This window comes from Streptomyces sp. NPDC001606 (assembly GCF_053596835.1).
The window spans coordinates 83,704-106,223 of the sequence record NZ_JBSFHC010000008.1 but is presented as its reverse complement, the minus strand read 5'-3'; the positions used below and the strand labels follow the sequence as shown (position 1 = coordinate 106,223).

23 protein-coding genes are annotated in these 22,520 nt (G+C 72.6%); 9 read left to right on the top strand and 14 right to left on the bottom strand.

The genetic code is table 11. The features are described from left to right. Positions 1-145 precede the first annotated feature (145 nt). On the top strand, positions 146-1,684 hold the full coding sequence (locus ACWCV9_RS17185; protein ID WP_450787494.1) for a hypothetical protein: 1,539 nt from the start codon (positions 146-148) through the stop codon (positions 1,682-1,684). Here ACWCV9_RS17185 and cyc2 read toward each other — a convergent pair. Then, positions 1,677-3,839 (bottom strand): germacradienol/geosmin synthase Cyc2, encoded by a 2,163-nt coding sequence (cyc2, locus tag ACWCV9_RS17180; RefSeq protein WP_450787492.1) that lies wholly within the window; start codon positions 3,837-3,839, stop codon positions 1,677-1,679. The two genes, ACWCV9_RS17185 and cyc2, sit on opposite strands and share 8 nt — an antisense overlap. Before the next feature lie 178 nt (positions 3,840-4,017). On the opposite strand from cyc2, the gene ACWCV9_RS17175 reads away from it, so the two are divergent. Together ACWCV9_RS17175 and ACWCV9_RS17170 are read left to right on the top strand one after the other, a co-directional pair. Next, complete coding sequence (locus ACWCV9_RS17175) at positions 4,018-4,800, top strand: alpha/beta hydrolase (protein WP_450787490.1); 783 nt, start codon at positions 4,018-4,020, stop codon at positions 4,798-4,800. Beyond that, a complete protein-coding gene (locus ACWCV9_RS17170; RefSeq protein WP_450787488.1) occupies positions 4,797-6,059 on the top strand; it encodes a cytochrome P450 in 1,263 nt (420 codons plus the stop codon). The genes ACWCV9_RS17175 and ACWCV9_RS17170 overlap by 4 nt, the downstream gene beginning before the upstream one ends. On the opposite strand, the gene ACWCV9_RS17165 is transcribed toward ACWCV9_RS17170, so the two are convergent. From ACWCV9_RS17165 to ACWCV9_RS17155, 3 genes are all read right to left on the bottom strand, one after another. Beyond that, complete coding sequence (locus ACWCV9_RS17165; RefSeq protein WP_450787486.1) at positions 6,036-7,235, bottom strand: damage-control phosphatase ARMT1 family protein; 1,200 nt, start codon at positions 7,233-7,235, stop codon at positions 6,036-6,038. The genes ACWCV9_RS17170 and ACWCV9_RS17165 overlap by 24 nt on opposite strands. Positions 7,236-7,257: 22 nt before the next feature. Beyond that, complete coding sequence (locus ACWCV9_RS17160; RefSeq protein ID WP_385840640.1) at positions 7,258-7,905, bottom strand: ScbR family autoregulator-binding transcription factor; 648 nt, start codon at positions 7,903-7,905, stop codon at positions 7,258-7,260. A gap of 332 nt (positions 7,906-8,237) precedes the next feature. Continuing rightward, positions 8,238-8,900 (bottom strand): Tat pathway signal sequence domain protein, encoded by a 663-nt coding sequence (locus ACWCV9_RS17155; protein WP_450787484.1) that lies wholly within the window; start codon positions 8,898-8,900, stop codon positions 8,238-8,240. A 616-nt stretch (positions 8,901-9,516) separates the two neighbouring features. On the opposite strand from ACWCV9_RS17155, the gene ACWCV9_RS17150 reads away from it, so the two are divergent. Both ACWCV9_RS17150 and ACWCV9_RS17145 read left to right on the top strand, forming a co-directional pair. Further along, entirely contained in the window at positions 9,517-10,215 is a 699-nt protein-coding gene (locus ACWCV9_RS17150; protein ID WP_450787695.1) for a DUF6230 family protein, read from the top strand. Positions 10,216-10,220: 5 nt separating this feature from the next. Further along, on the top strand, positions 10,221-10,670 hold the full coding sequence (locus tag ACWCV9_RS17145; protein ID WP_450787483.1) for a DUF6114 domain-containing protein: 450 nt from the start codon (positions 10,221-10,223) through the stop codon (positions 10,668-10,670). Between the two features lie 60 nt (positions 10,671-10,730). Here ACWCV9_RS17145 and ACWCV9_RS17140 read toward each other — a convergent pair whose 3' ends face one another. Further along, a complete protein-coding gene (locus ACWCV9_RS17140; protein ID WP_450787481.1) occupies positions 10,731-11,696 on the bottom strand; it encodes an ABC transporter substrate-binding protein in 966 nt (321 codons plus the stop codon). Positions 11,697-11,774: 78 nt separating this feature from the next. Further along, positions 11,775-12,194, bottom strand: coding sequence for a CBS domain-containing protein (locus ACWCV9_RS17135; protein ID WP_450787479.1), 420 nt, complete (start codon positions 12,192-12,194; stop codon positions 11,775-11,777). Positions 12,195-12,437: 243 nt separating this feature from the next. Here ACWCV9_RS17135 and ACWCV9_RS17130 point away from each other — a divergent pair, with 243 nt between their 5' ends. Then, a complete protein-coding gene (locus ACWCV9_RS17130) occupies positions 12,438-12,863 on the top strand; it encodes a CBS domain-containing protein (RefSeq protein WP_385840634.1) in 426 nt (141 codons plus the stop codon). A gap of 13 nt (positions 12,864-12,876) precedes the next feature. Here ACWCV9_RS17130 and ACWCV9_RS17125 read toward each other — a convergent pair whose 3' ends face one another. From ACWCV9_RS17125 to ACWCV9_RS17090, 8 genes are all read right to left on the bottom strand, one after another. Then, positions 12,877-13,545, bottom strand: a complete 669-nt coding sequence (locus tag ACWCV9_RS17125; protein ID WP_450787477.1) for an ABC transporter permease — start codon at positions 13,543-13,545, stop codon at positions 12,877-12,879. Beyond that, entirely contained in the window at positions 13,542-14,195 is a 654-nt protein-coding gene (locus ACWCV9_RS17120; RefSeq protein WP_450787476.1) for an ABC transporter permease, read from the bottom strand. The genes ACWCV9_RS17125 and ACWCV9_RS17120 overlap by 4 nt, the downstream gene beginning before the upstream one ends. After that, positions 14,192-15,310 (bottom strand): ABC transporter ATP-binding protein, encoded by a 1,119-nt coding sequence (locus ACWCV9_RS17115; RefSeq protein WP_450787474.1) that lies wholly within the window; start codon positions 15,308-15,310, stop codon positions 14,192-14,194. Before ACWCV9_RS17115 ends, ACWCV9_RS17120 begins: the two co-directional genes overlap by 4 nt. 52 nt (positions 15,311-15,362) lie before the next feature. Next, positions 15,363-16,685 (bottom strand): PP2C family protein-serine/threonine phosphatase, encoded by a 1,323-nt coding sequence (locus ACWCV9_RS17110; protein ID WP_450787473.1) that lies wholly within the window; start codon positions 16,683-16,685, stop codon positions 15,363-15,365. Between the two features lie 81 nt (positions 16,686-16,766). Then, positions 16,767-17,174, bottom strand: coding sequence for a peptide-methionine (R)-S-oxide reductase MsrB (msrB, locus tag ACWCV9_RS17105; protein ID WP_450787471.1), 408 nt, complete (start codon positions 17,172-17,174; stop codon positions 16,767-16,769). Between the two features lie 23 nt (positions 17,175-17,197). Beyond that, on the bottom strand, positions 17,198-18,589 hold the full coding sequence (murC, locus tag ACWCV9_RS17100) for a UDP-N-acetylmuramate--L-alanine ligase (protein ID WP_450787470.1): 1,392 nt from the start codon (positions 18,587-18,589) through the stop codon (positions 17,198-17,200). 105 nt (positions 18,590-18,694) lie between these two features. Further along, complete coding sequence (locus tag ACWCV9_RS17095) at positions 18,695-19,168, bottom strand: indole-3-glycerol phosphate synthase (protein ID WP_385840625.1); 474 nt, start codon at positions 19,166-19,168, stop codon at positions 18,695-18,697. 129 nt (positions 19,169-19,297) lie between these two features. Further along, positions 19,298-20,134, bottom strand: coding sequence for a pyrimidine reductase family protein (locus ACWCV9_RS17090; RefSeq protein ID WP_450787468.1), 837 nt, complete (start codon positions 20,132-20,134; stop codon positions 19,298-19,300). Between the two features lie 37 nt (positions 20,135-20,171). On the opposite strand from ACWCV9_RS17090, the gene zapE reads away from it, so the two are divergent. From zapE to ACWCV9_RS17075, 3 genes are all read left to right on the top strand, one after another. Further along, a complete protein-coding gene (zapE, locus tag ACWCV9_RS17085) occupies positions 20,172-21,290 on the top strand; it encodes a cell division protein ZapE (RefSeq protein ID WP_450787466.1) in 1,119 nt (372 codons plus the stop codon). A gap of 153 nt (positions 21,291-21,443) precedes the next feature. Then, complete coding sequence (locus ACWCV9_RS17080) at positions 21,444-21,839, top strand: hypothetical protein (RefSeq protein WP_450787465.1); 396 nt, start codon at positions 21,444-21,446, stop codon at positions 21,837-21,839. A 99-nt stretch (positions 21,840-21,938) separates the two neighbouring features. After that, a complete protein-coding gene (locus ACWCV9_RS17075; protein ID WP_385840620.1) occupies positions 21,939-22,517 on the top strand; it encodes a carbonic anhydrase in 579 nt (192 codons plus the stop codon). Positions 22,518-22,520: the final 3 nt, after the last annotated feature.

Sequence of the window (22,520 nt, the reverse complement as noted above, 5' to 3'; positions counted from 1 at the left end):
GTGGTTCCCCCTTGTCCCGCAAGACTCCCGGCGGGCCGACGGCGTTCCGTGAATGCCCCGTTCCGCACGCGAACGTCCGGAAACAGTCGGTCCGGGCAGGCCGGCCCGGGCGGTGTTGTCAGTGGGCGCTGTTACGTTCTGTGACATGAGCGATCGTCTTCTGCGGCAGCTGCGCCGGCACCGGCACCTCGCCGAACTGGCCGCCTTCCCCTTCGGCTTCGACCTGGACCGGGCCGCCCGCGGCCATGTCGAACCCGTCCGCCTGGCCTCGGGCGGCCCGCTGGAGGTGCTCGCGGGCGACGACACCGGAGGCACCTTCTTCCGCTGCCCCGACGGGTCCGTGCTGTACGCCGACTCGGAGGGCGGCGCCGGGATCGTCGGGTCGAGCGTGGACGAGGCGCTGGAGATCCTCATCGGCCTGCCCGGCTGGCCGGATCACCTCGATCTGTCACCGGCGGACGGCGCGGAGACGATCCTCGCGCGCGTGGCGGAGACGGAGGAGGAGCTGCGCGAGTGCTACGGCATCGACGCCGAGCGGGCCGAGCTGCGCGCGGCGCTCGGGCTGCCGGAGCGCTCCCCGGTGGAGCTGGTCGGCATGCTGCACGCGGCCCTGCTGCGCACCGAACCGGAGCATGTGCTGCTCAACGCCGAGGAGGGGCTGGCCTACCAGCTGCTCGACGGCCATCCCCGTCCGCCGCTGTGGGAGCGGGTGCTGGCCGAGGGACGGGCCGGACTCGCCCGGCTGCGCGCCGGGGACACGGCTGTGGCCGGCGATCCGGTGCGGCGCCGACTGGTGCTGCGGGCCGCACAGTTCGACCGCGCGGACGGCGATCTGCCCCTGCTACGGCTGCTGCTGCGCCGGGAGGCGGAGTCGTCCATGACGGACGAACTGCGGCTCGCGGCCGTCCTGGTGGGCCTGCACGGCGATCCGGCGGACCTGCCGCTGCTGCACGAGGTGCGGGAGACGGACTTCGACACCTGGTGCGGCCTCGGCGGGATACCGGAGCCGGACGCCGACGGGGCCGCGCTGCGCCGCTGGGCCGAGGGGCTGGACGCGTCCCTGTTCGGCACCGACCCGGCCGACGAGCCGGAGTCGACCTGGACCGACCTGGCTGCCGCGCAGGGGCTCACCGAACTGGCCCGGGTGGCCCTGATCCGGCGGCTGGACGCCATCGAGCTGAACCAGAGCCTGCTGCGCCGGCCCGGCGACCCCACCGCGCTCGACCCGTCCCCGCTCGCCGCCCTGGCCTTCGACTTCGAGCACCTCGGCGACCTGGACCAGGCGCTGCGCGCCCAGCGGCTGTACGCCGCGCTCCGGGACAGCGCCTGGGACCGGGTGTCGGCCCTGCACGACCAGGCGCGGCTGGAGCGGGCGACGGGCCGGCTCGTCCCGGCCGCGCGGTCGCTGGCCCGGCTGCGGGAGATCCTCACCGCCCCGGGTGACGACTCGCTCGGGTACTGGCGGGAGGTGAACCTCGGCCGCTATCTCGCCCAGGAGCACTACGCGCTCGTCCGCGCCCTGGCCGACGCGGACCTCCTTGCGGAGGCGCGTGCGGCCTTGGCGGGCGGCGGTGCGATACGCGCCGAGCTGCGCGGGGCGGCCCGGGCGGGGCTGGACGAGACCGCGGCGGAGGCGGCGGAGCACATCGCCGCGGCCGAACGGCGGACCGCGGAGGTCAGCTGACGAGCTGGAGGGGTGGTGCCGGGGTGTGGCCGGGCAGGAAGCCATGGGCCCGGCGGCCCAGCCACTCGGCCTTGTAGCGGTCCACCTTCCGGTGCCAGTTGAGAATCCCGGCCAGCCAGTTCTGGAGGTCCAGGACATAGGCGTCCATCGCCGCGCGCGCCTCCTTCGACAGTGCGAAGTCGTCGCAGAGCACGGGTAGTTCGTGCGCGATGACATGCTCGAACTGCTGCATGCGCTGGGTGGTCAGGTCGTGGACGACCCGGAGCGCGGTGGGATAGTCCATGCCGAAGAAGTTCTGTACGACGAGGACGGCGTTGTGCATCTCGCCCTCGTACTCGATCTCCTTCTGGTACGAGAAGATGTCGTTGAGGAGGCACGCGTAGTCGATGGCGGCGTTCTCCAGGGAGCGCACCGGGCCGCTGCGGTAGACCTCCGGCGGGATGGCGGGGCCCTGGCCCATCCGGCACAGGCTCAGGGTGAGGTCGGAGCCGAAGGTGGAGCGGCGCATCTCCAGGTAGTCGACCGGGTCGGGGACGCGGTTCTGCATCTGGTTGGACAGCTCCCAGACCCAGCTCTCGGTCATCGTGTCCACGGACGCCTTGATGGTGCGCCGCTGCTCGGCGGTCATGGTGGCCGTCGTGCGGGTCCACAGGTCGATCAGCCCGCGCTCCATGGCGTTGGCGGGCACCAGGGCCGGCTCGCCCTCGACGGGCATGCACGCGGAGAGCCGGGCCGTGGTCAGCCGGGCAGCAGCCAGGTCCCGGCGGTGGCCGTAGACGAGCGGGTAGTAGTCGTCGCCGTAGGTGCCCCAGGCGAGCCACTGGGCGCTGAGGTCGAGGGCCTCGGGGGTGGCGTCCGGGTCCAGGCCGGCGGAGCACAGGGCGAGGTCGTAGGCGGCGAGCTTGTCCTCGTCCCAGACGCCTTCCTGGAGGATGCCCATGCGGTGCGACCAGGTGACGAGGTTGGTCCGGGCGCTGTCCAGGTGCGCGCTCAGCTGGAGCGGGTACGGCATGCGGAACTCGGGCAGCACGGACGGGCCGACCTTCTGGTACGGCACGTGCGCGTAGGCGCGCAGGCGTTCCTGGGCGGCCGAGGCGAGCAGTGCGCCGATGTCGGCCGCGGAGGTGCCGGGCCCGCTCGGGAGCTGCCACGGCGACCGGGAGCGCGCGCCCTTGTTCATGTAGCGGCTGGAGCGCATGTGCCACTCGTGGCCGCCGGACTGCCAGTCCTGGAGCCCCTTGGTGTAGGCGGCGACCGCGGCGACGTCGACGGGGGTGAGGCCCTTCTCCAGGGCGACGGCGGGGACTTCGGTGAGCGCGGTGTGCTCGAACTGGTGCAGCCGGGAGGTGAGGATGTCGTTGACGGTGTCGGCGGCCTCCTGGGTGGTGCAGCCGAAGAACTTCTCCAGCACGAGGACGCCGTTGCTGTTCTCGCCCTCGTCCTCGACCTCGCGCTGGTAGGAGAACAGGTCGTTGCGCAGATGGACGGCGTCGGAGAAGGTCTCCATCAGCACGCGCAGCGGCCGGGTCCCGGCGACCGCCGCGGGCACCTCGGCGGTCGCGTACTCCACGAGCCCCGCCGACCAGGGCGCGCCGCCCACCTTGCGGCGCATCTCGATGTACTCGACGGGGTTGGCGATCCGCCCCTCGTTGATGTTGGACAGCTCCCACATCGACTCGTTGAGCAGGTGCTCGGTGGCGACGGCGAAGCGGCGGCGCCAGGCCGCCGACATCGAGGGCACGGTGCGCTCCCACAGGTCCTTCAGGCCCGCCTCGACCGGGTTCGCGGGCTCGGGCACCTCGGTCGCGAGGTCGAGCGGCATGAACAGCGGCAGGCGGTCCAGGTGGGCCTTGCCCGCGGCGCGGTCCTGGGTGCGCTTGAACATGTCAAGGAAGTGGTCGTCGAAGAAGAACACCCACACATACCAGTCGGTGATCAGCGAGAGGGCGGGTCCGTCGCAGTCGGGGTGGGTGTAGGCGCACAGGAGCCCGTAGTCGTGCGCCTCCAGGTCGGCCTGGTCCCAGATTCCGGAGCCCTCCAGCATGCCCATCTCGCGTGCCCACTCGGTCGAGTGGGCACGGGCCTCGTCGAGGTGCGGGTTGAGCCGCGCGGGATACGGCATGTAGAAGTGCGGGAGTTCGAACGGCTGCGTCATGGCCGGGGCCCTACCCGGGCCCTCCATGGCCCATCCACCGGGAGACACATGATCACACCATCGCGTGAAGTGTCGTCGAAACACGGATGTTCCCGCGCGCCGGTGTGCACGGGGGCGCCGGGCGGCGCGTTGTGCCGGTGCCCTTGCCGCGGCCGTGCGGGGACGTCACGGTAGGCCCATGACCTCCTTCGTACTGCCTCATGAGGTGCACGGCGACGGCGCCCACAAGGTGTTCGCGGTGCACGGCTGGTTCGCCGACCGGTCCGCCTACGCGGCCGTCCTGCCGGACCTGGACCGTACGGCCTTCGCTTACGCGCTGGTGGATCTGCGCGGCTACGGCGAGGCCCGCGACGCCGGTGGCGCGTACACGACCGCCGAGGCGGCCGGGGATCTGCTGGTGCTGGCCGACCGGCTCGGCTGGGCGCGGTTCTCGGTGATCGGGCACTCCATGGGCGGCGCGGTCGCGCAGCGGCTGCTGGCGCTCGCCCCGCACCGGCTGCGCCGGATCGTCGGGGTCTCCCCCGTGCCCGCCTCGGGCATGCCGCTGGACGGCGAGCAGGGCGCCCTGTTCACGGAGGCGGCGCACAAGGCGGAGAACCGCAGGGCGATCATCGACATCACCACCGGGGGCCGCCGTCCGGCCGCCTGGCTGGACCGGATGACCGCGCGCTCGCTGGAACGCAGCGACGCCACGGCGTTCCGGACCTGGCTGGACTCCTGGGCGGGCGAGGACTTCCACACGGAGGTCAAGGGCAGCGAGGTGCCGGCGCTGGCGGTCGCGGGCGAGCTGGATCCGGCACTGTCGGCCGAGGTCATGACGCAGACCTGGATGGCCTGGTATCCGCGGGCGCGGCTCGTCAGCCTGCCGGGGGCCGGGCACTACGCCATGGACGAGACCCCGCTGGAGCTGGTCCGCACGGTCGAGGACTTCCTGCGCGCGGACGGGGACGCACCGGCGTGAGCGTGCGCGCGACGCCGCCGGTCCCCGACGTCTTCGACCCGCGCCGCTATGCGGCCGGGGTGCCCTACGACGACTACCGCGTGCTGCGCGACCACCATCCGGTGGCCTGGCAGGAGGAGCCCGAGGTGCTGGGCTGGCCGGCCGGGCCGGGTTTCTGGGCGGTGACCCGGCACGCGGACGTGGTCCGGGTGCTCAAGGACGCGGCGACGTTCTCGTCGTACCTCGGCGCGACGCAGATCCGGGATCCGGAGCCGGCGGATCTGCCGTTCATCCGGCGCATGATGCTCAATCAGGACCCGCCCGCCCACGGGCGGCTGCGCAGGGTGGTGAGCCGGGCGTTCACCCCTGGGCGCGTGGACCGGTTCGCCCAGGCCGCCCGGGAGCGGGCGCGCGGTCTGCTCGCCGGGGCACTGTCGGCGGCGCGGGCGGGTGACGGCACCCTCGACCTGGTCGGCTCCGTCACGGACGAGTACGCGCTGCTCAACCTGGCGGATCTGCTGGGGGTGCCGGAAAGCGACCGGGGCCTGCTGCTGCACTGGACCCGGCGGGTCATCGGCTACCAGGATCCGGACGAGGCGGGGCCGCAGGTGCGGGACGCGGCGGGCCGCCCGGTCAATCCCCGCTCCCCGGCGCTGCTGGCGGACATGTTCGGCTACGCCCGCCGGCTGGCCGCGCACCGGAGACGGTGTCCCGCCGACGACATCCTGACCACTCTCGCCCACGACCCGGATCTCGACGACGCCGACCTGGAGATGTTCTTCTTCCTGCTCACGGTCGCGGGCAACGACACCGTGCGCAGCGCGGCCCCCGGCGGCCTGGCGCAGCTCGCCGCGCACCCGGAGGCGTACGAGCGGCTGCGCACCGGGAAAGCGGAACCGAGCCCGGCGGTGGAGGAGTTGCTCCGGCTGCATCCGCCGGTGCTGACCTTCCGGCGGACGGCCGCCCGGGACACCGAACTGGCCGGCCGGCGGATCCGGGCGGGTGACAAGGTCGTGGTGTTCCATGCCTCGGCCAACCGCGACGAGCGGGTGTTCGCCGACCCCGACCGGCTGGATCTCGCCCGCTCGCCCAATCCGCACGTGTCCTTCGGCGACGGCCCGCATGTCTGCCTCGGCGCCCACTTCGCCCGGTTGCAGCTGCGGATCCTCTACGAGGAGGTGCTGTGCGCCCTGCCCGAGCTACGGCTCGTCGGGCCGCCGGTGCGGCTGGTGTCGAACTTCATCAACGGCCTCAAGTCACTGCCGGTGCGGGCCGCGTGAGGCGTTGACCTGGATGAGGGCGTGGGTGCCCGCGGTGCGCCAGCGCTGTCCCTCCGCCGCCACCAGGGCACTCTCGGTGGCGGCGGTCAGGCCGGTGATCACGTCGGACTTCAGGGTGCGCAGCGCCGCGACCGGGCCGGGGAACCAGGCGGTCGCCTCCTGGAAGGACGTGGTCGGCGGCCACCACCGGTCGCCCACCAGACGCCGGTAGTTGAGGTCGCCCTTGAAGACGGTGAGCGCGGCGGCGGCGAACTCGGCGCGCAGGTCGTCGGGCATGTCGGCGTACGGCAGGGGGGCGCACGAGAAGGGGTGCGCGCGCACGGTCAGCCGGCCGTCGGCCAGCGCCGACCAGAGCGCCCGGCCGTGTCCGGCGGCCGCGCCGCCCGCCGCGCGCAGCCGGTGCAGGGCGTCGACCACGTCGGCGGTCGTGGCGTCGGAGACGTAGTACGGGTACGGCTTGACGTGCAGCACGGCGCGGGCGGCCCGGCCCTCGGCGAGCAGATGGGCGATGAGCAGCAGGTCGGGGGCGAGTTCGCGGCCCGCGTTGTCGGCGACCAGGACCAGGGTGCCCGTGCCGCCGGGCGGCAGCAGCCGCCACAGGGTGTCGCTGTCGTCGGCGACCAGCGCGGGCGCCGGCTCGCCGGCCTCGGCGCCCGCGGCGGAGAGCCGGAAGCCGAGGTCGGCGCGGTTGCCCCAGAGCGAGCCGTGCAGCAGGGCGTGCGCGCGCTCGGCCGCGGGCCGGTCGTGCAGCTCGTCCAGGGCCGCCAGTTCGGCGTCGGTCTCCGGGGCGTCCAGTTCCGCGCGTTTGAAGGGGCGGAAGGGGTCGATGCCCTGCCAGGCGCCGGGCCCGAACCAGCCGACGGCGTCCAGCAGCCGGCGGTAGAAGTAGCTCTCGGCCCACAGCCACGGCACCTCGTACCAGGACCGGCCGGTGTGCTCGGCCAGGCCCCAGGCGTGCCACCGGTCGCGGTCCGGCGCGTCGCCGGGCAGCGGCTCCACCGTGCCCTCGGTGCAGCTCTTCAGCAGCTCGTCCAGGGCCCTGTGCTGCCCGGGGCCGTATGGAAAGGCGTCCCGCACCTGCCGGATGATCGCGGGGTGCCGCTCGGCCAGCACGCTGTGCGGGAACGAGCCGGGTTCGTTGCCGAGGATCACGGGTGCGAACGGGGTGTCGGGCATGTCGATCACCGTACCGCGGCGGTCAGGCGGTCCTGGTCTCCCGCTCCAGCTGCGTGGCGAGGGTGACATAGCGGGGGCGGCGGTGCACCGGGACCAGGCTCCGGATCAGCAGGTGCCACATCTCGGCGATCCGGCGCGGAAGCCGTCCCACCGGTTCGAGGGAGCGTCCGGCGACACGGGTGCCGATGAAGAAGCAGACGAGGGAGTGGGCGACGACGCCGACGTCCAGGTCGCTGTGCACGTCGGCCTCTCGGATGGCTCCGCTGAACTTGCGGGTGGCGAACTCCAGCGCCTCGGTGAAGGGGTGCCGCAGCGGCGGCCGTACGGCGACGTCCGCGGTGGCCAGCCGGAGTCCGGCGCGCGGCACCGGGTCCTCCACGGCGAGCCGGGCGACGCCGAACGTGCAGCGCATGAGGGCCTCCAGCGAGGAGTAGCCGCGACTCTCGACATCGGCCACGACCGCTTGCGCGGACTTGAACTGGAGTTCCAGGATGGCGTGGGCGAGGTCCTCCTTGGCGGCGAAGTGGAAGTACAGCGCGCCCTTGGTGACCTTCGCGTGTGCGACGATGTCACTCAGACTGGTGGACTCGTAGCCGTGCCGGTCGAACAGATCGGCGGCGGCCGTGATGATCGTCGACCGGGTCTGCTCAGCGCGTAACTGCCTCGCCATCGGTGGACCCCTCCTCGCGGCTCGGACGAACAGGACATGCGGTTTGTTTTAGCCCCTTGCACACGATAACTCACCGAATGCCAGCGGGAATCCCCGGATTGATCGCCACGATACGAGGCCGACGGCCGGCTCCTCAACGGGGCCGCACGCGGGAGCAAAACAGCCGATTCGGTCTGTGACCGGCCCCGGGACCGGAAAGCCGTGCGACAGGGCGGGTGTCACGGGGAACTCCGCACACGAGAAGAGCCGCCGGCGACGGCACTCCGTGACGGAGGCCACGCACGGCGGCTCGGGATCCTCGGTGCCGGCCTCGAAGCCGACCGGGCCCGGGGTCAGTTGACGAAGACCCTGGCTCCGTTGTCGGTGACGGGGGCGTACTTGGCGGTGAAGTAGCCGCTGGAGAAGCAGAGCGAGGATCCGGACACCTTGGTGAACTGCTGGTTGGTGAAGGCGATGCTGTTGTCGGTGTTGTCGGCCTTTCCGGTCAGGGCGGGGGCCTGGTAGACGCAGGTGACGGTGCCCAGCAGGGTGGTCAGCTTGACCGTGGTCTGGATGGTGGAGCCGCTGGCGGGCGAGACGGTGAGGGTGCCGTCGGAGGCGACCGTCGCCGAGTAGGGCAGGTTGTTGACGGTGATGCCGCTGACGCCGAGCACACCGGCGACGTTGCTGGTGCAGCTGCTGCTGTCGAAGGTGTGCGCGACGACCGACTCGGTGGCCGTGCCGGGCGCGGTGGGGTTGCCGGTGACCTTGGCGGTGAACTGCGAGGACTTGCAGCTGACCCCGCTGGTGCCGGTCGCACTGGAGTAGAGGGTGGCGGAGGTGCCGGAGGCGAGGGGCGCGGTGAGGGTGTCGCCCACGGCGGCCGCGGTGCCGCCGGCGCCGCCGGCGCCGCCGGTGGTGAGGACGGCGCTGCCGTCGGCGGAGGCGGGACCGGCCGTCGCGAGGGCGAGCGCGGTGGCCGTACCGGCGAGGGCGAGGAGGGTACGTGTGCGCATGCGGGTGCCTCTTTCCAGGAGTGGGGGGACGGGTGGGGTGAGGTGGGGGGTGGGCGTGCGGATGCGGCCGGAGGCGGGGGGTTGACCTGCGGCCGCACCCGGACAGGGCAGGGCCGGGCACGGAGAAGGAGGAGAAGCGACCGTGCCGAAGGCGTGCCGAAGTCATGCCGGAGGTGAGCCGGCGAACGCGGCGGCCGTCGGGATGAGCGGTCGCCGAATCGCCGTACGGGCGGAAGCGGTTGCCGTGCGTGCCGGGAAGCGGGGCTCGCGGCCTTGCCGCCGCCCCTGCTGCAACTCGGTGGATCCGGCGCCACGGATCCGTGGAAACACCGGAAGTTGTAGACCTGATGAACCATCAACGTCAAGGCTGAAAAAGGCAGTTGATGGGGACGGAAAGCGGTGCACGCATGTCCGACACCGTTTTTTCACATCTCCCTTGACCCCCCGAAGTAACCGGCGGTAACTTCCTGGAAGCTACCGCCGCGTAACGAGAAAGCCCTTGCACCCGCCGGGAGTGCGAGGAGGCGTCCGCGGCGGCCGCTGTCCGCGCCAGGACACGCGCCACTGGAGCCCAACCCGCATCCGATCCACTCGATCCATGCCCATGGGAGCAGACATGGCCTCGTCCCCGGACGTCCCGTCCACCGGCAACACCCCCGAGAACCCGGAAAGCGGTTCCCCGTCCGCACGCCCGAGCGCCGCCGGAACCGCCGCGGGCGGCGAAAGACGGGGGCGGGTCCGGGCCCGCAGGGCCGCGGTGATGGCGGTGCCCGCCACCCTGATCGCCGCCGGTCTCGCGGTGCTCACCGCGCAGGGCGCGCTCGGTGTGCAGTTCGCGATCTCCGGCATGCCGTTCACCGTCACCGCCACCGAGCTGAACGGCACCGGGTTCGAGCAGTTCGGCGGGCTGGACAACATGGCGGACGGCAGCCCGAACGCCGGGGACTCCGGCGGCCAGGTGCTCATCGTCACCTCGGCGATCAGGAACGCCACGCTGGACCACCTGTGCCAGAGCGTCGACCTCGGCGGCACCAATCTGCTGATCACCGCGGGCAGCGGCGCGCAGAAGGTGCAGGCGAGCGATCTCACCACCGACTCCACCGAGTTGTCGGGCAACGCGGAGTTCAACAACATCGAGATCGGCAACGACGCCAGCACGCTGACCAAGGCCGGCAAGAAGGGCCCGATCGGCGTGTTCAGCCAGCAGGCCGACACCGTGCACATCGGCAATCTGCGCCAGACGAACTACGCCACGACCGCCGGTGTGTTCAAGCTGCCGGGCCTCAAGCTCCGCTTCAGCGACTCGGGTTGCTGAGCACCGTGCCGGAGCGTCCACGCCGGGGAGCGCGGCTCGCCTTCCGCGGCTGGCGGGCCCGCCGGCCGTTCTGGGGCGGGCTGCTGCTCGCCCTGGGCGGCGGGGAGATCCTGCTGACCGAGAAGGCCTCGCTGAAGGTCGTCATGCACATCGGGATGCAGGGTCTGGCCGGCTATCTGCTGCCCGCCCTGATGCTGCTGCTGGGTCTGCTGATCCTCTTCAACCCCGCACAGCGGCTCTTCTACTCCGTCACCGGCATCCTGCTGTCCCTGGGCACCTGGCTCACCTCCAACCTGGGCGGCTTCTTCATCGGCCTGCTGCTGGGCGCGACCGGCAGCTGCCTCGCCTTCGGCTGGCTGCCCGACCAGGAACCGCGCGTCGGCCGCCGGGAACGCCGCAGGCGGGCCCGGGCCGCGGCGCAGGCGGCACAGACGGCACAGGCCGAGGGCGCGTGAGGGGGCTGCCCCCCTCACGCGCGCGCGACCGCCGGCCCCCGGCCCCCGGTGACGGGTGGTTCAGCCGAGGCCGGCGGAGCCCAGCCACGCCCGGGCCACGTCCAGCGGGTCCTTCTTCTGGGCCTGGACCTGGGTGTCCAGGTCCCGCAGGGTCGCGGTGTCCAGCTTGGCCGAGACCGCGTTGAGCGCGTCCACGCCCTTCTTCGGCAGCGCGCCCTTGCGCACGAGCGGCTGGATGTTCTCGAAGCCGAAGAGGTTCTGCGGGTCCTGGAGGACGACGAACTTCTCCTTGGAGATGGTCGGGTCGGTGGTGAAGATGTCCGCGACCTGCACGGTGTTCCGTTGCAGCGCCGCCTGGGTGAGCGGGCCGCCCGCGTCCAGCGCCCGGAAGGACCTGAACTCCAGACCGTAGACCGACTTCAGGCCGACCAGGCCCTGCCGCCGGGCCTGGAACTCCGGCGAGGCGCCGATGACCAGGTCCTTCGCCAGGGGCTTCAGATCGGCGATGGAGGACTTCCCGGTGAGGCCGTACTTCCGCGCGGTGGCCGCGTTGACCGTCACCGAGTCCTTGTTCTGCGCGGCGGACGGCTCCAGCAGGGTGAGCCCCGCGTCCAGCTTCGCCTCGATGGCCGAGGTGGTGGCCGCGGTGGTCTTCGGCGCGGCCTTGGGGTCCAGGTAGGCGAGCAGTGCGCCGTTGTACTCCGGCAGCACCTGCACCGAGCCGTTCTTGAGCAGACCGTAGGTGGTCTCACGGCTGCCGATGTTGGGCTTGTAGGTGACCTTGATCCCCTTGGCCTTGAGCGCCTCTCCGTAGAGGTCGGCGAGCAGGGTGCTCTCGGGGAAGTTGTTGGAGCCGACGACGACCGTGCCGGCGCTCGCCTTGCCGCCGCCGTCCGACAGGGGGTCGCGGGAGCTGCCGTTGTGGGAGGAACAGCCCGTCAGCAGGGCTGTCGCCGCCGCGAGGACGACCGCCGCCGCGCCCCGACTCCGCCGGATGGGCCTGCTGTTCTGGGTTGTTGAAGTCACCCGCCGATCCAACCCAGGTCGTTCTCGGTCAGTCAAGGGCGTCGGATCATCAATTTACCTGGCGTTACGATCAGGTGCTCAGGCGTTCGGCGGGGCCTCGCTGATGTGGGCGAGGACCGAGTCCGGGTCCCGGACCAGGGCCAGGTCGCCCAGGCTGAGGGTGCCGACCAGCCGGTCGTCCTCCAGCACGGGCAGCCGTCGTACGGCGTGTTCGCGCATCAGCCGGATCGCGTCCTCGACCGGGTCCTCCGGCGAGCAGGTGTACAGATCGCCGCTGCACACGTCGCCGGCCGCCGTGGTCGCGGGGTCGCGGTGCTCGGCGACGGCCCGGACCACCAGATCGCGGTCGGTCACCAGGCCGAGGACATGGCCCGACTCGGCGACGACGACGTCCCCGATGTCCCGCTCCCGCATCAGCCGCGCCACCTCGGTGAGCGGCGTCCGCTCCGTCACCGTCGCCGGGTCCGGCGTCATGATCTCCCGGACGTGCTGCACCATGACCGCCTCCCTGGGCCTCGCGGTACGCCGGTCCCTGCGGCCGGCGCGCTCCGGGTACCCGGCGCCGCCCGGCCCACCCGCGCGACCGGCCCACCCGCCCTGCCGGCCCAGCCGCGCGGACAGCCCACCCACGTGGTCGGCCCCGCCGTTTCGTCCCGCCGCCGGTGGCTACCCGGTGTCGCGGACCGCCCGGCGGTCCGGCCTGCCCCTGTCCCTGCTCTCTTCCCTGCCCAGGAGGTACCGATGAGCCGGCGGATTCGAGACGTGATGTCGTGCGGTGCGGTGGCGGTGGAGCCGATGACCACCGTGGAGCGCGCGGCGCTGGTGATGCGGGAGCACGACGTCGGTGACGTTCTGGTGGCCTACGACTGCGATCTGTTCGGCGTGCTCACCGACCGGGACATCGTGGTGCGGGCGCTCGCCGAGGGCCGGGACCCGCACACCACCCCGGTCGGCCAGGTGTGCAGCAAGCCGCCGGTGGTGACGGTGTCGCCGGAGGACACCACCGACCACGCCATGGAGCTGATGAGCCGGCACGCCGTGCGCCGGCTGCCCGTCGTGGAGCGCGGCGGCTGCCCGGTCGGCATGGTGAGCATCGGCGACCTGGCCACGGTCGAGGACCCGCACTCCGCGCTGGCCGACATCAGCGCCGCCGACCCCGGCCACTGAGCGCCCGCGCGGCTCAGCGGCCGCGGCGCACGCCCGGCGACACCGTCAGCCGGGCCACCGCCCAGAAGACCCCGAGGGTGACGAGGGCGAGCCCGGCGACCAGGGTGGCGCCGCCGACGACCTTCTCGTAGCTCTTCTGGTAGAGCCCGTCGATGATGTACCGGCCGAGGCCGCCGAGGCTGACGTACGCGGCGATGGTGGCGGTGGAGATGATCTGCACCGCCGCGTTGCGCAGACCGCTCAGGATCAGCGGCAGCGCGACCGGCACCTCCACCTGGAACAGCACCCGTGCCTCGGACATGCCCATGCCCCGCGCCGCGTCCACCGGGGACGGGTCGACGGAGCGGACCGCCTCGTAGGTGGTGACGAGGATCGGCGGTACGGCGAGCACCACCAGCGGGATCATCACCGGGAGCAGACCGAAGCCGATCCAGATGAACATCAGTACCAGCAGGCCGAAGCTGGGCAGCGCCCGGCCGGCGGTGGCGATCAGGGACAGCGCGGTGCCGCCGCGGCCGTAGTGCCCGGTGACCAGGCCGACCGGCAGGCCGATCAGGGCGGCGATCAGCAGGGCCTCCCCCGCGAAGGCGAGGTGCTCGGCGAACCGGGTGGGGATCCCGTCGTAGCCGTGCCAGTGGGTGCTGTCGGTGAAGAAGGCGCGGGCGAAGTCGAGGACGTTCACCGGGCGGCCCCCGAGCGTGCCATCCAGGGCGTCAGCAGCATCCGGAGCAGGACCAGCGCGCCGTCGGCGAGGGCGCCGAGCACTCCGATGGTCACGACCGCGTTCACGGCCAGGGCGGGCCGGTGGTAGGTCATGGCGTCGTAGAGCAGATTGCCGAGCGCGCCCTGGTTCCCGATGAGCATGCCGACGCTGACCAGGGAGATGCTCGACACGGTGGCCACCCTGAGGCCGGCGATGATCGCGGGTACGGCGATGGGCAGCTGCACCTGGAGATAGCGGCGTACCGGGCCGAAGCCCATGGCGCGGGCGGCGTCCAGGGTCTGCGGCGGCACCGAGCGGACGCCGTCCACGATGGCCGGGACCAGCACCACCAGGCTGTACAGCGCGAGCGGGATCATCACCGTGGTCTCGCTCTGCCCGAAGTAGTCGATGAGGACGACGAAGAGGGCCAGCGACGGGATGGCGTACAGGACGGTGGTGACGCCGAGGACGGGCGGGTAGAGCCAGCGCAGCCGCACGCACAGCTGGGCGACGGGCAGCGAGACGAGCAGCCCGGCCAGCACCGGCAGCAGGGCCTCGCGCAGATGCAGTCCGACGAGGCCGGCGTAGCTGTGCTGGAGGTCGCTGGGGAGGTCGAAGAAGCCGTTCATCGTACGGCCCCCGCGTCGCTGTCCGCGGTCGCTTGGCGGTGGGCGGCGCGGATGGCCTCGCCGATGTCCTGCTGGGAGACCACACCGACGGCGCGTCCCTCGCCGTCCACGGCGACGGCCCAGCCGGTCGGGGAGAGGACGGCGCCGTCGAGCGCCGTGCGCAGCGAGTCGACGCCGGGCACGAACGGCCTTCCGTACGGCAGGAGTTGGTGCCGGTCGACGGGGCCGTCGCCCTGGTGCCAGCCGAGTGGCCGGCCGTCCTCGTCGGTGACCAGCAGACAGGGGGCGTCGGCGCGGGAGGCGAGCTGCTCGGGCCCGGCGTCGGCGGGGACGAGCGGCGCGGTCCGCAGGCCGAGCCCCGCCGAGGAGAAGAAGGACAGCCGGCGGATGCCCCGGTCGGCGCCGAGGAAGTCCTCCACGAAGGGGTCGGCGGGCGCGCTGAGCAGGTCTGCGGGCGAGGCGAACTGGGCGAGCCGGCCGCCGGTGCGCAGTACGGCGACCATCGTGCCCAGCTTGACCGCCTCGTCGATGTCGTGGGTGACGAAGACGATGGTCTTGCCCAACTCCTCCTGAATGCGCAGGAGTTCGTCCTGGAGCTGCTTGCGGACCACGGGGTCGACGGCGGAGAACGGCTCGTCCATCAGAAGCACCGGCGGGTCGGCGGCGAGCGCGCGGGCCACGCCGACCCGCTGCTGCTGGCCGCCGGAGAGCTGGTAGGGGTAGCGCCGGGCGAGCGAGGTGTCGAGGCCGACCCGCGCCATCAGCTCCGCGGCCCGGTCCCGGGCCTGCCGCCTGCGCTCGCCGAGCAGCCGGGGCACGGTGGCGATGTTGTCGAGGACGGTGCGGTGCGGGAAGAGTCCGGCGTGCTGGATGACGTAACCCATCGAGCGGCGAAGGGTGTTGACCGGCTGCCGGCGGATGTCGGTGCCGTCGAGGAGGATGCTGCCCTCGGTGGGCTCGACCATCCGGTTGATCATCCGCAGCGTGGTCGTCTTGCCGCAGCCGGAGGGGCCGACGAGGACGGTGATCGCGCGATCCGGTATGTCCAGCGACAACCGGTCGACCGCGACCGTGCCGTCCGGGTACCGCTTGGTGACTGCGTCTATCCGTATCAAAGCGCCGCGTACCCTTCGGGTCTGACCGGTCCTGGACTGATGCGGGTCGAGTCTAGACCGCGGGGTGACCACGATCGGGTGAGGTGGGGGCCCTGCCGGTTTCCGGGCGGGTGGTGCGGCGGGGTTGCGGGCGGGCGCCGAGGACGGCCACGTCGTCCTCGGCGTTCCGGGCGTCCAGGTGGCCGAGGACGGTGTCGAGGATGGCGTCGAGACCGGCGTCGGGGGCGAAGCGGAGGGCGGCCAGCCGGGCGAGGGAGTCGTCGATGTCCTCGCCGCGGCGTTCCACGAGCCCGTCGGTGAACAGCACCAGCGTCTGCCCGGGCTCCAGGGTGTGGGTGGTGACGTCGTACCCGCCGAGCCCGGTGCCCAGCGGCGGTCCGACCGGCACCGGCAGCAGGGTGGCGGCGCCGTCCCGGTTGATCAGCAGGGGCGGCAGGTGACCGGCGCTGGCCAGCGTCAGCTGGCCCCGGGCGGGGTCCACCCGGACGAGCAGACAGGTCGCGGGCCGGTGCTCGGCCTCACCGGCGGCGAGGTCGTCCATCTGCCGCAGCACCCGGTGCGGCGGGAGGTCGGCGGAGGCGATGGCGCGCAGCGAGGAACGGTAGGCGTTCATGTCGACGGCGGCCTCCAGCCCGTGCCCCATGACATCGCCGACGACCAGCAGGGTCCGGCCGAAGTGCAGCCGTACCGTCTCGCACCAGTCGCCGCCGACCAGGGCGCGCCGGCCGGCCGGGAGGTAGCGGGTGGCGACGTCCAGGTTGGGGTGCGGCCGGCCGGGCTCGGCGAGCAGGGCGCGTTGCAGGTCCACGGCGGTGCGGCTGACCCGCTCGTGAGCGCGGGCGTGCCTCAGGTGGGAGGCGGCGCGTTCGGCGAGCAGGGCGAGCAGCTCGCCCTCCGCGTCGCCGGGCGGCCGCCCGGCGCTCGCCCACACCAGGACGCCGTACGTGTCGTCGCCGCTGGTCAGCGGCGCACAGAGCGCGGTCCGGCGTTGGGTGCCGGCGGGCTGCTCCAGCCAGGTCCGTGCCGGCGTGTCCAGCACCGGTACGGCCGTCTGCCGGGCCACGGCGGTGGCCCAGCGGGCGTCGGGCAGCAGGTCGGTGTCCCCGGTGATCGCCGTGTACCCGGAGAGGGTCCGCCCGTGGCGGAGCAGTACGGCGGCGGCCCCACCGGTCAGCCGTACGGCGGCCCGGGTCAGCTCCGTGCAGGTCGTGGCCTCGTCGAGGGTGGTCCCGATCGCGGCCAGGGCCGTGCGCAGCGTGCCCGTCGGCACGGCGGCGGGCTGCGTGTCCGCGCAGGGCTCCCCGGCACCGCCGTCGCGGCGGTGGCGCAGGCCGACGGCCACGGGCCGGCGGCGGGACCGGATCCAACGCGGCACACCCAACACCCTCACAGCGTCTCAAACCAGAACAAGCAGGACAGGCCGGTCCAGCCGCTGCTCGGCGCCGACGGCCGAGCCTCAGGCCTGGTCCGGGGTCAGCCGCAGCGAGATCGAGTTGATGCAGTAGCGCTGGTCGGTGGGGGTCGGATAGCCCTCGCCCTCGAAGACGTGTCCGAGGTGGGAGCCGCAGCGGGCGCAGCGCACCTCGGTGCGGACCATGCCGTGGGACCGGTCCTCGACCAGTTCCACGGCGTCCGTGTCCTTCGGGTCGTAGAAGGACGGCCAGCCGCAGTGCGACTCGAATTTGGTCTGCGAGGTGAACAGCTCGGCACCGCAGGCCCGGCAGGAGTACACGCCCTCGGTCCTGGTGTCGGTGTACTCACCGGTGAAGGCCGGCTCGGTGGCGGCCTGGCGCAGCACCGCGTACTCCCCCGGAGTCAGCTCCGCGCGCCACTGCTCGTCCGGCTTCTCGACCTCGTACGACATGGGTCCTATCCCCTCACTGCTGCTTACTGCCGCGCCAGGCGGTCCAGGATCAGCGGGCCCAGGTCGGTCACGTCGCCCGCGCCCATGGTGAGAACGAGATCGCCCGGCTTCGCCATTCCCGCGATCACCTCGGGGATCTCCGCCTTGTCGGACACGGCGGTCACCTCGGCGCCCGCCGCGCGCGCGGCCTCGATGATCAGCTCGCTGGTGACGCCCGGGATCGGGTCCTCCCGGGCCGGGTAGATGTCGAGCACGGCCGAGGCGTCCGCGAGGGCCAGCGCCTGGCCCATCTCCTTGCCCAGCTCCTGGGTGCGGGAGAACAGGTGCGGCTGGAAGACGACGAGGATGCGGGAGTCGCCGGCGGCGGCCCGCATGGCCTCCAGGTCGGCGGTCATCTCGGTCGGGTGGTGCGCGTAGGAGTCGATCACCTGCACCCCGGACGCCTCGCCCTTGAGCTGGAGGCGCCGCTTGACCCCGGTGTAGGCGGCCAGCGCGGGCGCCAGCTCGGCGGCCGGGATGCCGAGGGCGGCACCGGCGGCGAGCGCGGCGACGGCGTTGAGCGCGTAGTGCCGGCCGGGCACGGAGACGGCGAAGGTCAGCTCCTGCCCGTCGAGGACGGCGGTGACCTGGCTCTTCAGGCCCTGCGGGACGATCGACAGCACGCGTACGTCGGCGTCCTCGGCCTCGCCGTAGGTCACGGTCCGCACGGAGCCGGCCAGCCGCCGGGTCAGTTCGCGCGCGCCCTCGTGGTCGGCGGAGATCACCAGCGTGCCGCCGGGCACGATCTTTCCGGCGAAGGTCTCGAAGGACTCGTAGATCTCGTCCATCGAGGCGTAGTTGGCGTGGTGGTCCAGCTCGACGTTGAGGACGATGGCGACCTCGGGGGCGTACCGGTGGAAGCTGCGGTCCGACTCGTCGGCCTCGGCGACGAAGATGTCGCCCGTGCCGTGCAGCGCGTTGGAGCCGGGGGCGTCCAGGTCGCCGCCGATGGCGTACGACGGCTCCAGCCCCAGCTCGGTGAGCGAGACGGCCAGCATCGAGGTGGTCGTGGTCTTGCCGTGCGTGCCCGCCACGGCGATCGGGCGCAGCCCGTCCATCAGGGCGGCGAGTGCGTCGGAGCGGTGCACGGTGGGGATCTCCAGCTCGGCGGCGCGGGCCAGCTCGGGGTTGTCCTTGCGGATCGCCGACGACACGACGACACAGCTCGCGTCGTCGGCGAGGTGCTCGGCGGCGTGCCCGATGTGCACGGTCACGCCGAACGAGCGCAGCGCCTCGGCGGTCGCCGACTCCTTGGCGTCGCTGCCGGCGACCTTGGCCCCGCGCTGCGCGAGGATCTTGGCGATGCCCGACATTCCGGCGCCGCCGATGCCGATGAAGTGCGGTCGGTCCATGGCGGTAGGAAGGCCGGGTGCCATGCGTTTCTCCCCAGGGGCGGTACGTGACTAGAGCGGGCCCTAGCCTATGCGCTGCGGCACCGGGCCCCGCGCAGCGAGGGCCGACCGGCTCCGCGCGGGCGTCGGCTAGGCCTTGCTGTGCGAGAACAGCTTCAGGACCGGTACCCCCACCTTGTGCCGGGCCCGGGAGGCCCAGTCGCGGTGGAAGAACTCCTCCACGTAGTGCGGGTCCGTCAGCACGATCACCTCGTCGGCGGAGACCGAGGCCACCAGGTCCTTCAGCGCGTCCAGCGGGTGGTCCTCGACCAGCGAGCCGTGCGCCTCGCTGCCGGCCGCCCGCAGGGCCGCCAGGGAGACCTCCAGCGCCCGCCGGCCGACGCTGAGCGCCTCCTCCCCCTCCGGCGTCTCTCCTTCGCGGACGGCCTCGTCGAGTTCGCCCAGCGCGATGTCGTCGATGGCCCGCAGCAGCCGGTCCGCCTGGTCTCCGCGCGGCTGGAGCAGCACATGGAAGGTCACCGGCTCCTCTCCGTGCAGGGTGGTGACGAACTCCACGTCGGCGGACGTCAGGGCCTTCTCGATCATCAGAACGCTTGTGAACACCAGGCGCCTCTTCTCCTTTGGGGCCCGGACAAGGCCCTTGCGGAAACCATCCTTCCCCGTGATCGCACGGGTACTGCCGGACTAAGTCTGCCCGCCGGGAGCTAACCGGAACGGTAGATTCCGCTGAATTCAGGACCGCTGGTAACGACCGAACAGAAATCCGTCCTCTTCCAGCAGGGACGCGAGCGAGAACCGGCGCGGCACGGTGACCGACGGCCCCCCGGCGATCCGCTGGGCGTCACCGGCGGTCAGCATCGGCGAGACGGTCAGACACAGCTCGTCCAGCACCTCCGCGGCGACCAGCTGGCCGAGCAGCCGCGGACCGCCCTCGGTGAGCAGCCGGGTGTGACCGAGCCCGGCGAGGGCCTCGACGGCCCGCGCCGGGTCGACGCCCATGCCTTCGCCGGCGATCACGACCCGGGCGCCGGCCCGCTCGGCGGCGGCGACCCGGTCGGGGGCGGCCGCGGCACCGGTGAGGATCAGCGTGGGCACCGTGGGCGAGGTGAACAGGGGCAGCGAGTAGTCCAGGTCCAGGCTGGCGGTGACCACCGCGACGGCCGCGGCCGGGGCCTGTCCGGCGGCCTTGCGGGCCCCGGCGAACTCGGCCCGCGCGCGGGCCGGGCGGTAGCCCTCCATCCGCACCGTCTCCGCGCCGACCACGATGACGTCCGCGAGCGCCCGCAGCGTGCCGAAGATCCGCATGTCGGCGGCGCTGGAGATGGGCTGGGAGCGGCCCTCGTGCTGGGCGGCGCCGTCGAGCGTGGAGACCATGTTGGCCCGCAGCCACGGCCGCGGGGCGCCCTGGGCCGGCGCCGGGTAGGCGTACGCGGCGGCCAGCTCGGCGAGGCTCCACTCACGGTCCGCGAGCGTCCCGGCGTCCGACGCACCTCCGGCGCCCTCGGCGCCAGGGGCCGTACCGGCGGTCTGGGCTGCTGTTTCGTCGGTCACAGGGAACAGGCGTCGCATGCCGTGCAGTCTGACACGGCGCTTAGCATGGATAACCGTGTCGTCCTCCACCACCGCCCCCGGTTCCGCCCCGCTGACCGACGCGGGCCCCTTCTCCCTGTGCGAGCGTGAGCCGCACGTGCCCGCGGACCGGCTGGTCGCCGAGATGGTGCCGCCGCCGCGCTTCGACTCGGTGCGCTTCTCGACGTACATCCCGGACCCGAAGCAGCCCAGCCAGACCGAGGCGGTCGGCGTGCTCGAGGGCTTCGCGGCCGGGCTCGGCGGGGCGCACGCCTCCGGCGCCGGGCGCCGCGGGTTCTTCGGTTTCGGCCGCGGGAAGGCGGCCAAGGCCCCGGCGGGTCCGCGCGGGATGTATCTGGACGGCGGCTACGGCGTCGGCAAGACCCATCTGCTCGCGTCCCTGTGGCACGCCACCCCGGCCGAGCCCGCGCTGAAGGCGTTCGGCACCTTCGTGGAGCTGACCAACCTGGTGGGCGCGCTCGGCTTCCAGCAGACGGTACGGACCCTGTCCGGCCACCGCCTGCTGTGCATCGACGAGTTCGAGCTGGACGACCCGGGCGACACGGTGCTCGTCTCGACGCTGCTGGGCAAGCTGGTCGAGGCGGGTGTGGCGCTGGCCGCGACCTCCAACACGCTGCCCGGGAAGCTGGGCGAGGGCCGGTTCGCGGCCGCCGACTTCCTGCGCGAGATACAGGGCCTGTCGGCGCACTTCCGCAGCCTGCGCATCGACGGCGAGGACTACCGCCACCGCGGTCTGCCCGAGGCGCCGTCGCCGTTCACCGACGAAGAGGTGACGAAGGCGGCGTACGCCACCGAGGGCGCCTCGCTGGACCACTTCCCGCATCTGCTGGAGCACCTCGCCCGGGTGCACCCGAGCCGGTACGGCGCGCTGACCGACGGCCTCAAGGCGGTGTGCCTCACCGATGTGCGGCCGGTGCCGGACCAGTCGACCGCGCTGCGCCTGGTGGTGCTCGCCGACCGGCTCTACGACCGCGAGGTCCCGGTGCTGGCCTCGGGGCTGCCCTTCGACCGGCTGTTCAGCGAGGAGATGCTGAAGGGCGGCTACCGGAAGAAGTACTTCCGCGCGATCTCCCGGCTCACCGCGCTGGCCCGGGACGCCAAGGGGCTCGTGCACGACAACCGGCACAGCGACTAGTTCACGCCACCCGACAGCGCTTTCCACGCTTCCTTCGGCACGTAACCCTCCGTTAACCCTGCAAAGGACTTTGCAGGGTTAATCTGTTTCTTGACCAACCATTGACCAATGTTTGGTCCAAGCGAGAGGCGTGGACTTCCCGGAGGGGGGCGCATGTTCCGAGGTACGACGACCCGCACCCGGCTCGCCCTGCTTGCCGTCACCCTGCTCGCCCTCAAGTTCTTCGCCCTCACGGGCCCCTTCGCAGCCGCGCACACGCTGAGCCATGCGAAGGCCAAGGCCACTTCCGGAACCGTGCTGTCCGCGCATCCCGTGCGCCACAAGCCCAGCACCCTGCGCGACGGTGGCGGCACCCAGGACGCCGCGTCCACCCAGCATCTGCGCGACCGGCAGCGCGGCTCCGGCCACGGATGGCCGGCGGATCGCGCACCGATATCCCGGCAGTCCGCCGACGCGCGGACCCCGGGCGTGACCGGCGCCCCGCACCCGCACGCCCCGAGAAGCTCCAGAGCCCACGCCCCGGCGGCGCTTCAGGTCTTCCGCTGCTGACGGCCGCTGACAGCCGCGCCGCGCCGCGGCTCCGCTCCCCCCACCCCTGTCGTGCACGTCCGACGCGCCACGCAGGCGCGCCAGGAGGAACCCACACACATGCAGCCCCTCATCGACAACGCCCGTACGTTCGGACAGCGCCCTGAGGAGTTCGCCCCGCTCGCCGAAGGCCAGTCCCCCGAGGTCCTCTTCATCACCTGCTCCGACTCCCGGGTCGTCCCGGCCCTGATCACGGGCGCCCGCCCCGGCCAGCTCTTCGAGCTGCGCACCGCGGGCAACATCGTCCCGCCGCACACCTCCGAGCAGCCCACCAGCGAGGCGGCCACCATCGAGTACGCCGTGGAGGTGCTCGGCGTCCGCGACATCGTCGTGTGCGGCCACTCGCACTGCGGTGCCGTCGGCGCGCTGGTGCGCGGCGACGACCTGACCGCCGTACCCGCCGTACGCGACTGGCTCGCGCACGCCACCCCGCGCCCGGCCGGCGCGCCCGAGGACCCGGAGGTCGCCGAGGGCGTGCAGGCCCATGTCCTGACCCAGCTGCTGCGGCTGCGCTCGTACCCCTGCGTCGAGCGCAGACTGGCGGACGGCCGGCTGACCCTGCACGCCTGGTACTACGAGGTGCACACCGGCTCCGTACGGACGCACCGCCCGCAGACCGACACCTTCGAGTCCCTGTGAGCG

Excerpts from the sequence above, each read along its gene's own strand:
- ACWCV9_RS17185 (WP_450787494.1), top strand. The coding sequence starts at position 146 with ATGAGCGATCGTCTTCTGCGGCAGCTGCGCCGGCACCGGCACCTCGCC.
- cyc2 (WP_450787492.1), bottom strand. The coding sequence starts at position 3,839 with ATGACGCAGCCGTTCGAACTCCCGCACTTCTACATGCCGTATCCCGCG.
- ACWCV9_RS17175 (WP_450787490.1), top strand. The coding sequence starts at position 4,018 with ATGACCTCCTTCGTACTGCCTCATGAGGTGCACGGCGACGGCGCCCAC.
- ACWCV9_RS17165 (WP_450787486.1), bottom strand. The coding sequence starts at position 7,235 with ATGCCCGACACCCCGTTCGCACCCGTGATCCTCGGCAACGAACCCGGC.
- ACWCV9_RS17160 (WP_385840640.1), bottom strand. The coding sequence starts at position 7,905 with ATGGCGAGGCAGTTACGCGCTGAGCAGACCCGGTCGACGATCATCACG.
- ACWCV9_RS17155 (WP_450787484.1), bottom strand. The coding sequence starts at position 8,900 with ATGCGCACACGTACCCTCCTCGCCCTCGCCGGTACGGCCACCGCGCTC.
- ACWCV9_RS17150 (WP_450787695.1), top strand. The coding sequence starts at position 9,517 with ATGGCCTCGTCCCCGGACGTCCCGTCCACCGGCAACACCCCCGAGAAC.
- ACWCV9_RS17135 (WP_450787479.1), bottom strand. The coding sequence starts at position 12,194 with ATGGTGCAGCACGTCCGGGAGATCATGACGCCGGACCCGGCGACGGTG.
- ACWCV9_RS17130 (WP_385840634.1), top strand. The coding sequence starts at position 12,438 with ATGAGCCGGCGGATTCGAGACGTGATGTCGTGCGGTGCGGTGGCGGTG.
- ACWCV9_RS17120 (WP_450787476.1), bottom strand. The coding sequence starts at position 14,195 with ATGAACGGCTTCTTCGACCTCCCCAGCGACCTCCAGCACAGCTACGCC.
- msrB (WP_450787471.1), bottom strand. The coding sequence starts at position 17,174 with ATGTCGTACGAGGTCGAGAAGCCGGACGAGCAGTGGCGCGCGGAGCTG.
- murC (WP_450787470.1), bottom strand. The coding sequence starts at position 18,589 with ATGGCACCCGGCCTTCCTACCGCCATGGACCGACCGCACTTCATCGGC.
- ACWCV9_RS17090 (WP_450787468.1), bottom strand. The coding sequence starts at position 20,134 with ATGCGACGCCTGTTCCCTGTGACCGACGAAACAGCAGCCCAGACCGCC.
- ACWCV9_RS17080 (WP_450787465.1), top strand. The coding sequence starts at position 21,444 with ATGTTCCGAGGTACGACGACCCGCACCCGGCTCGCCCTGCTTGCCGTC.
- ACWCV9_RS17075 (WP_385840620.1), top strand. The coding sequence starts at position 21,939 with ATGCAGCCCCTCATCGACAACGCCCGTACGTTCGGACAGCGCCCTGAG.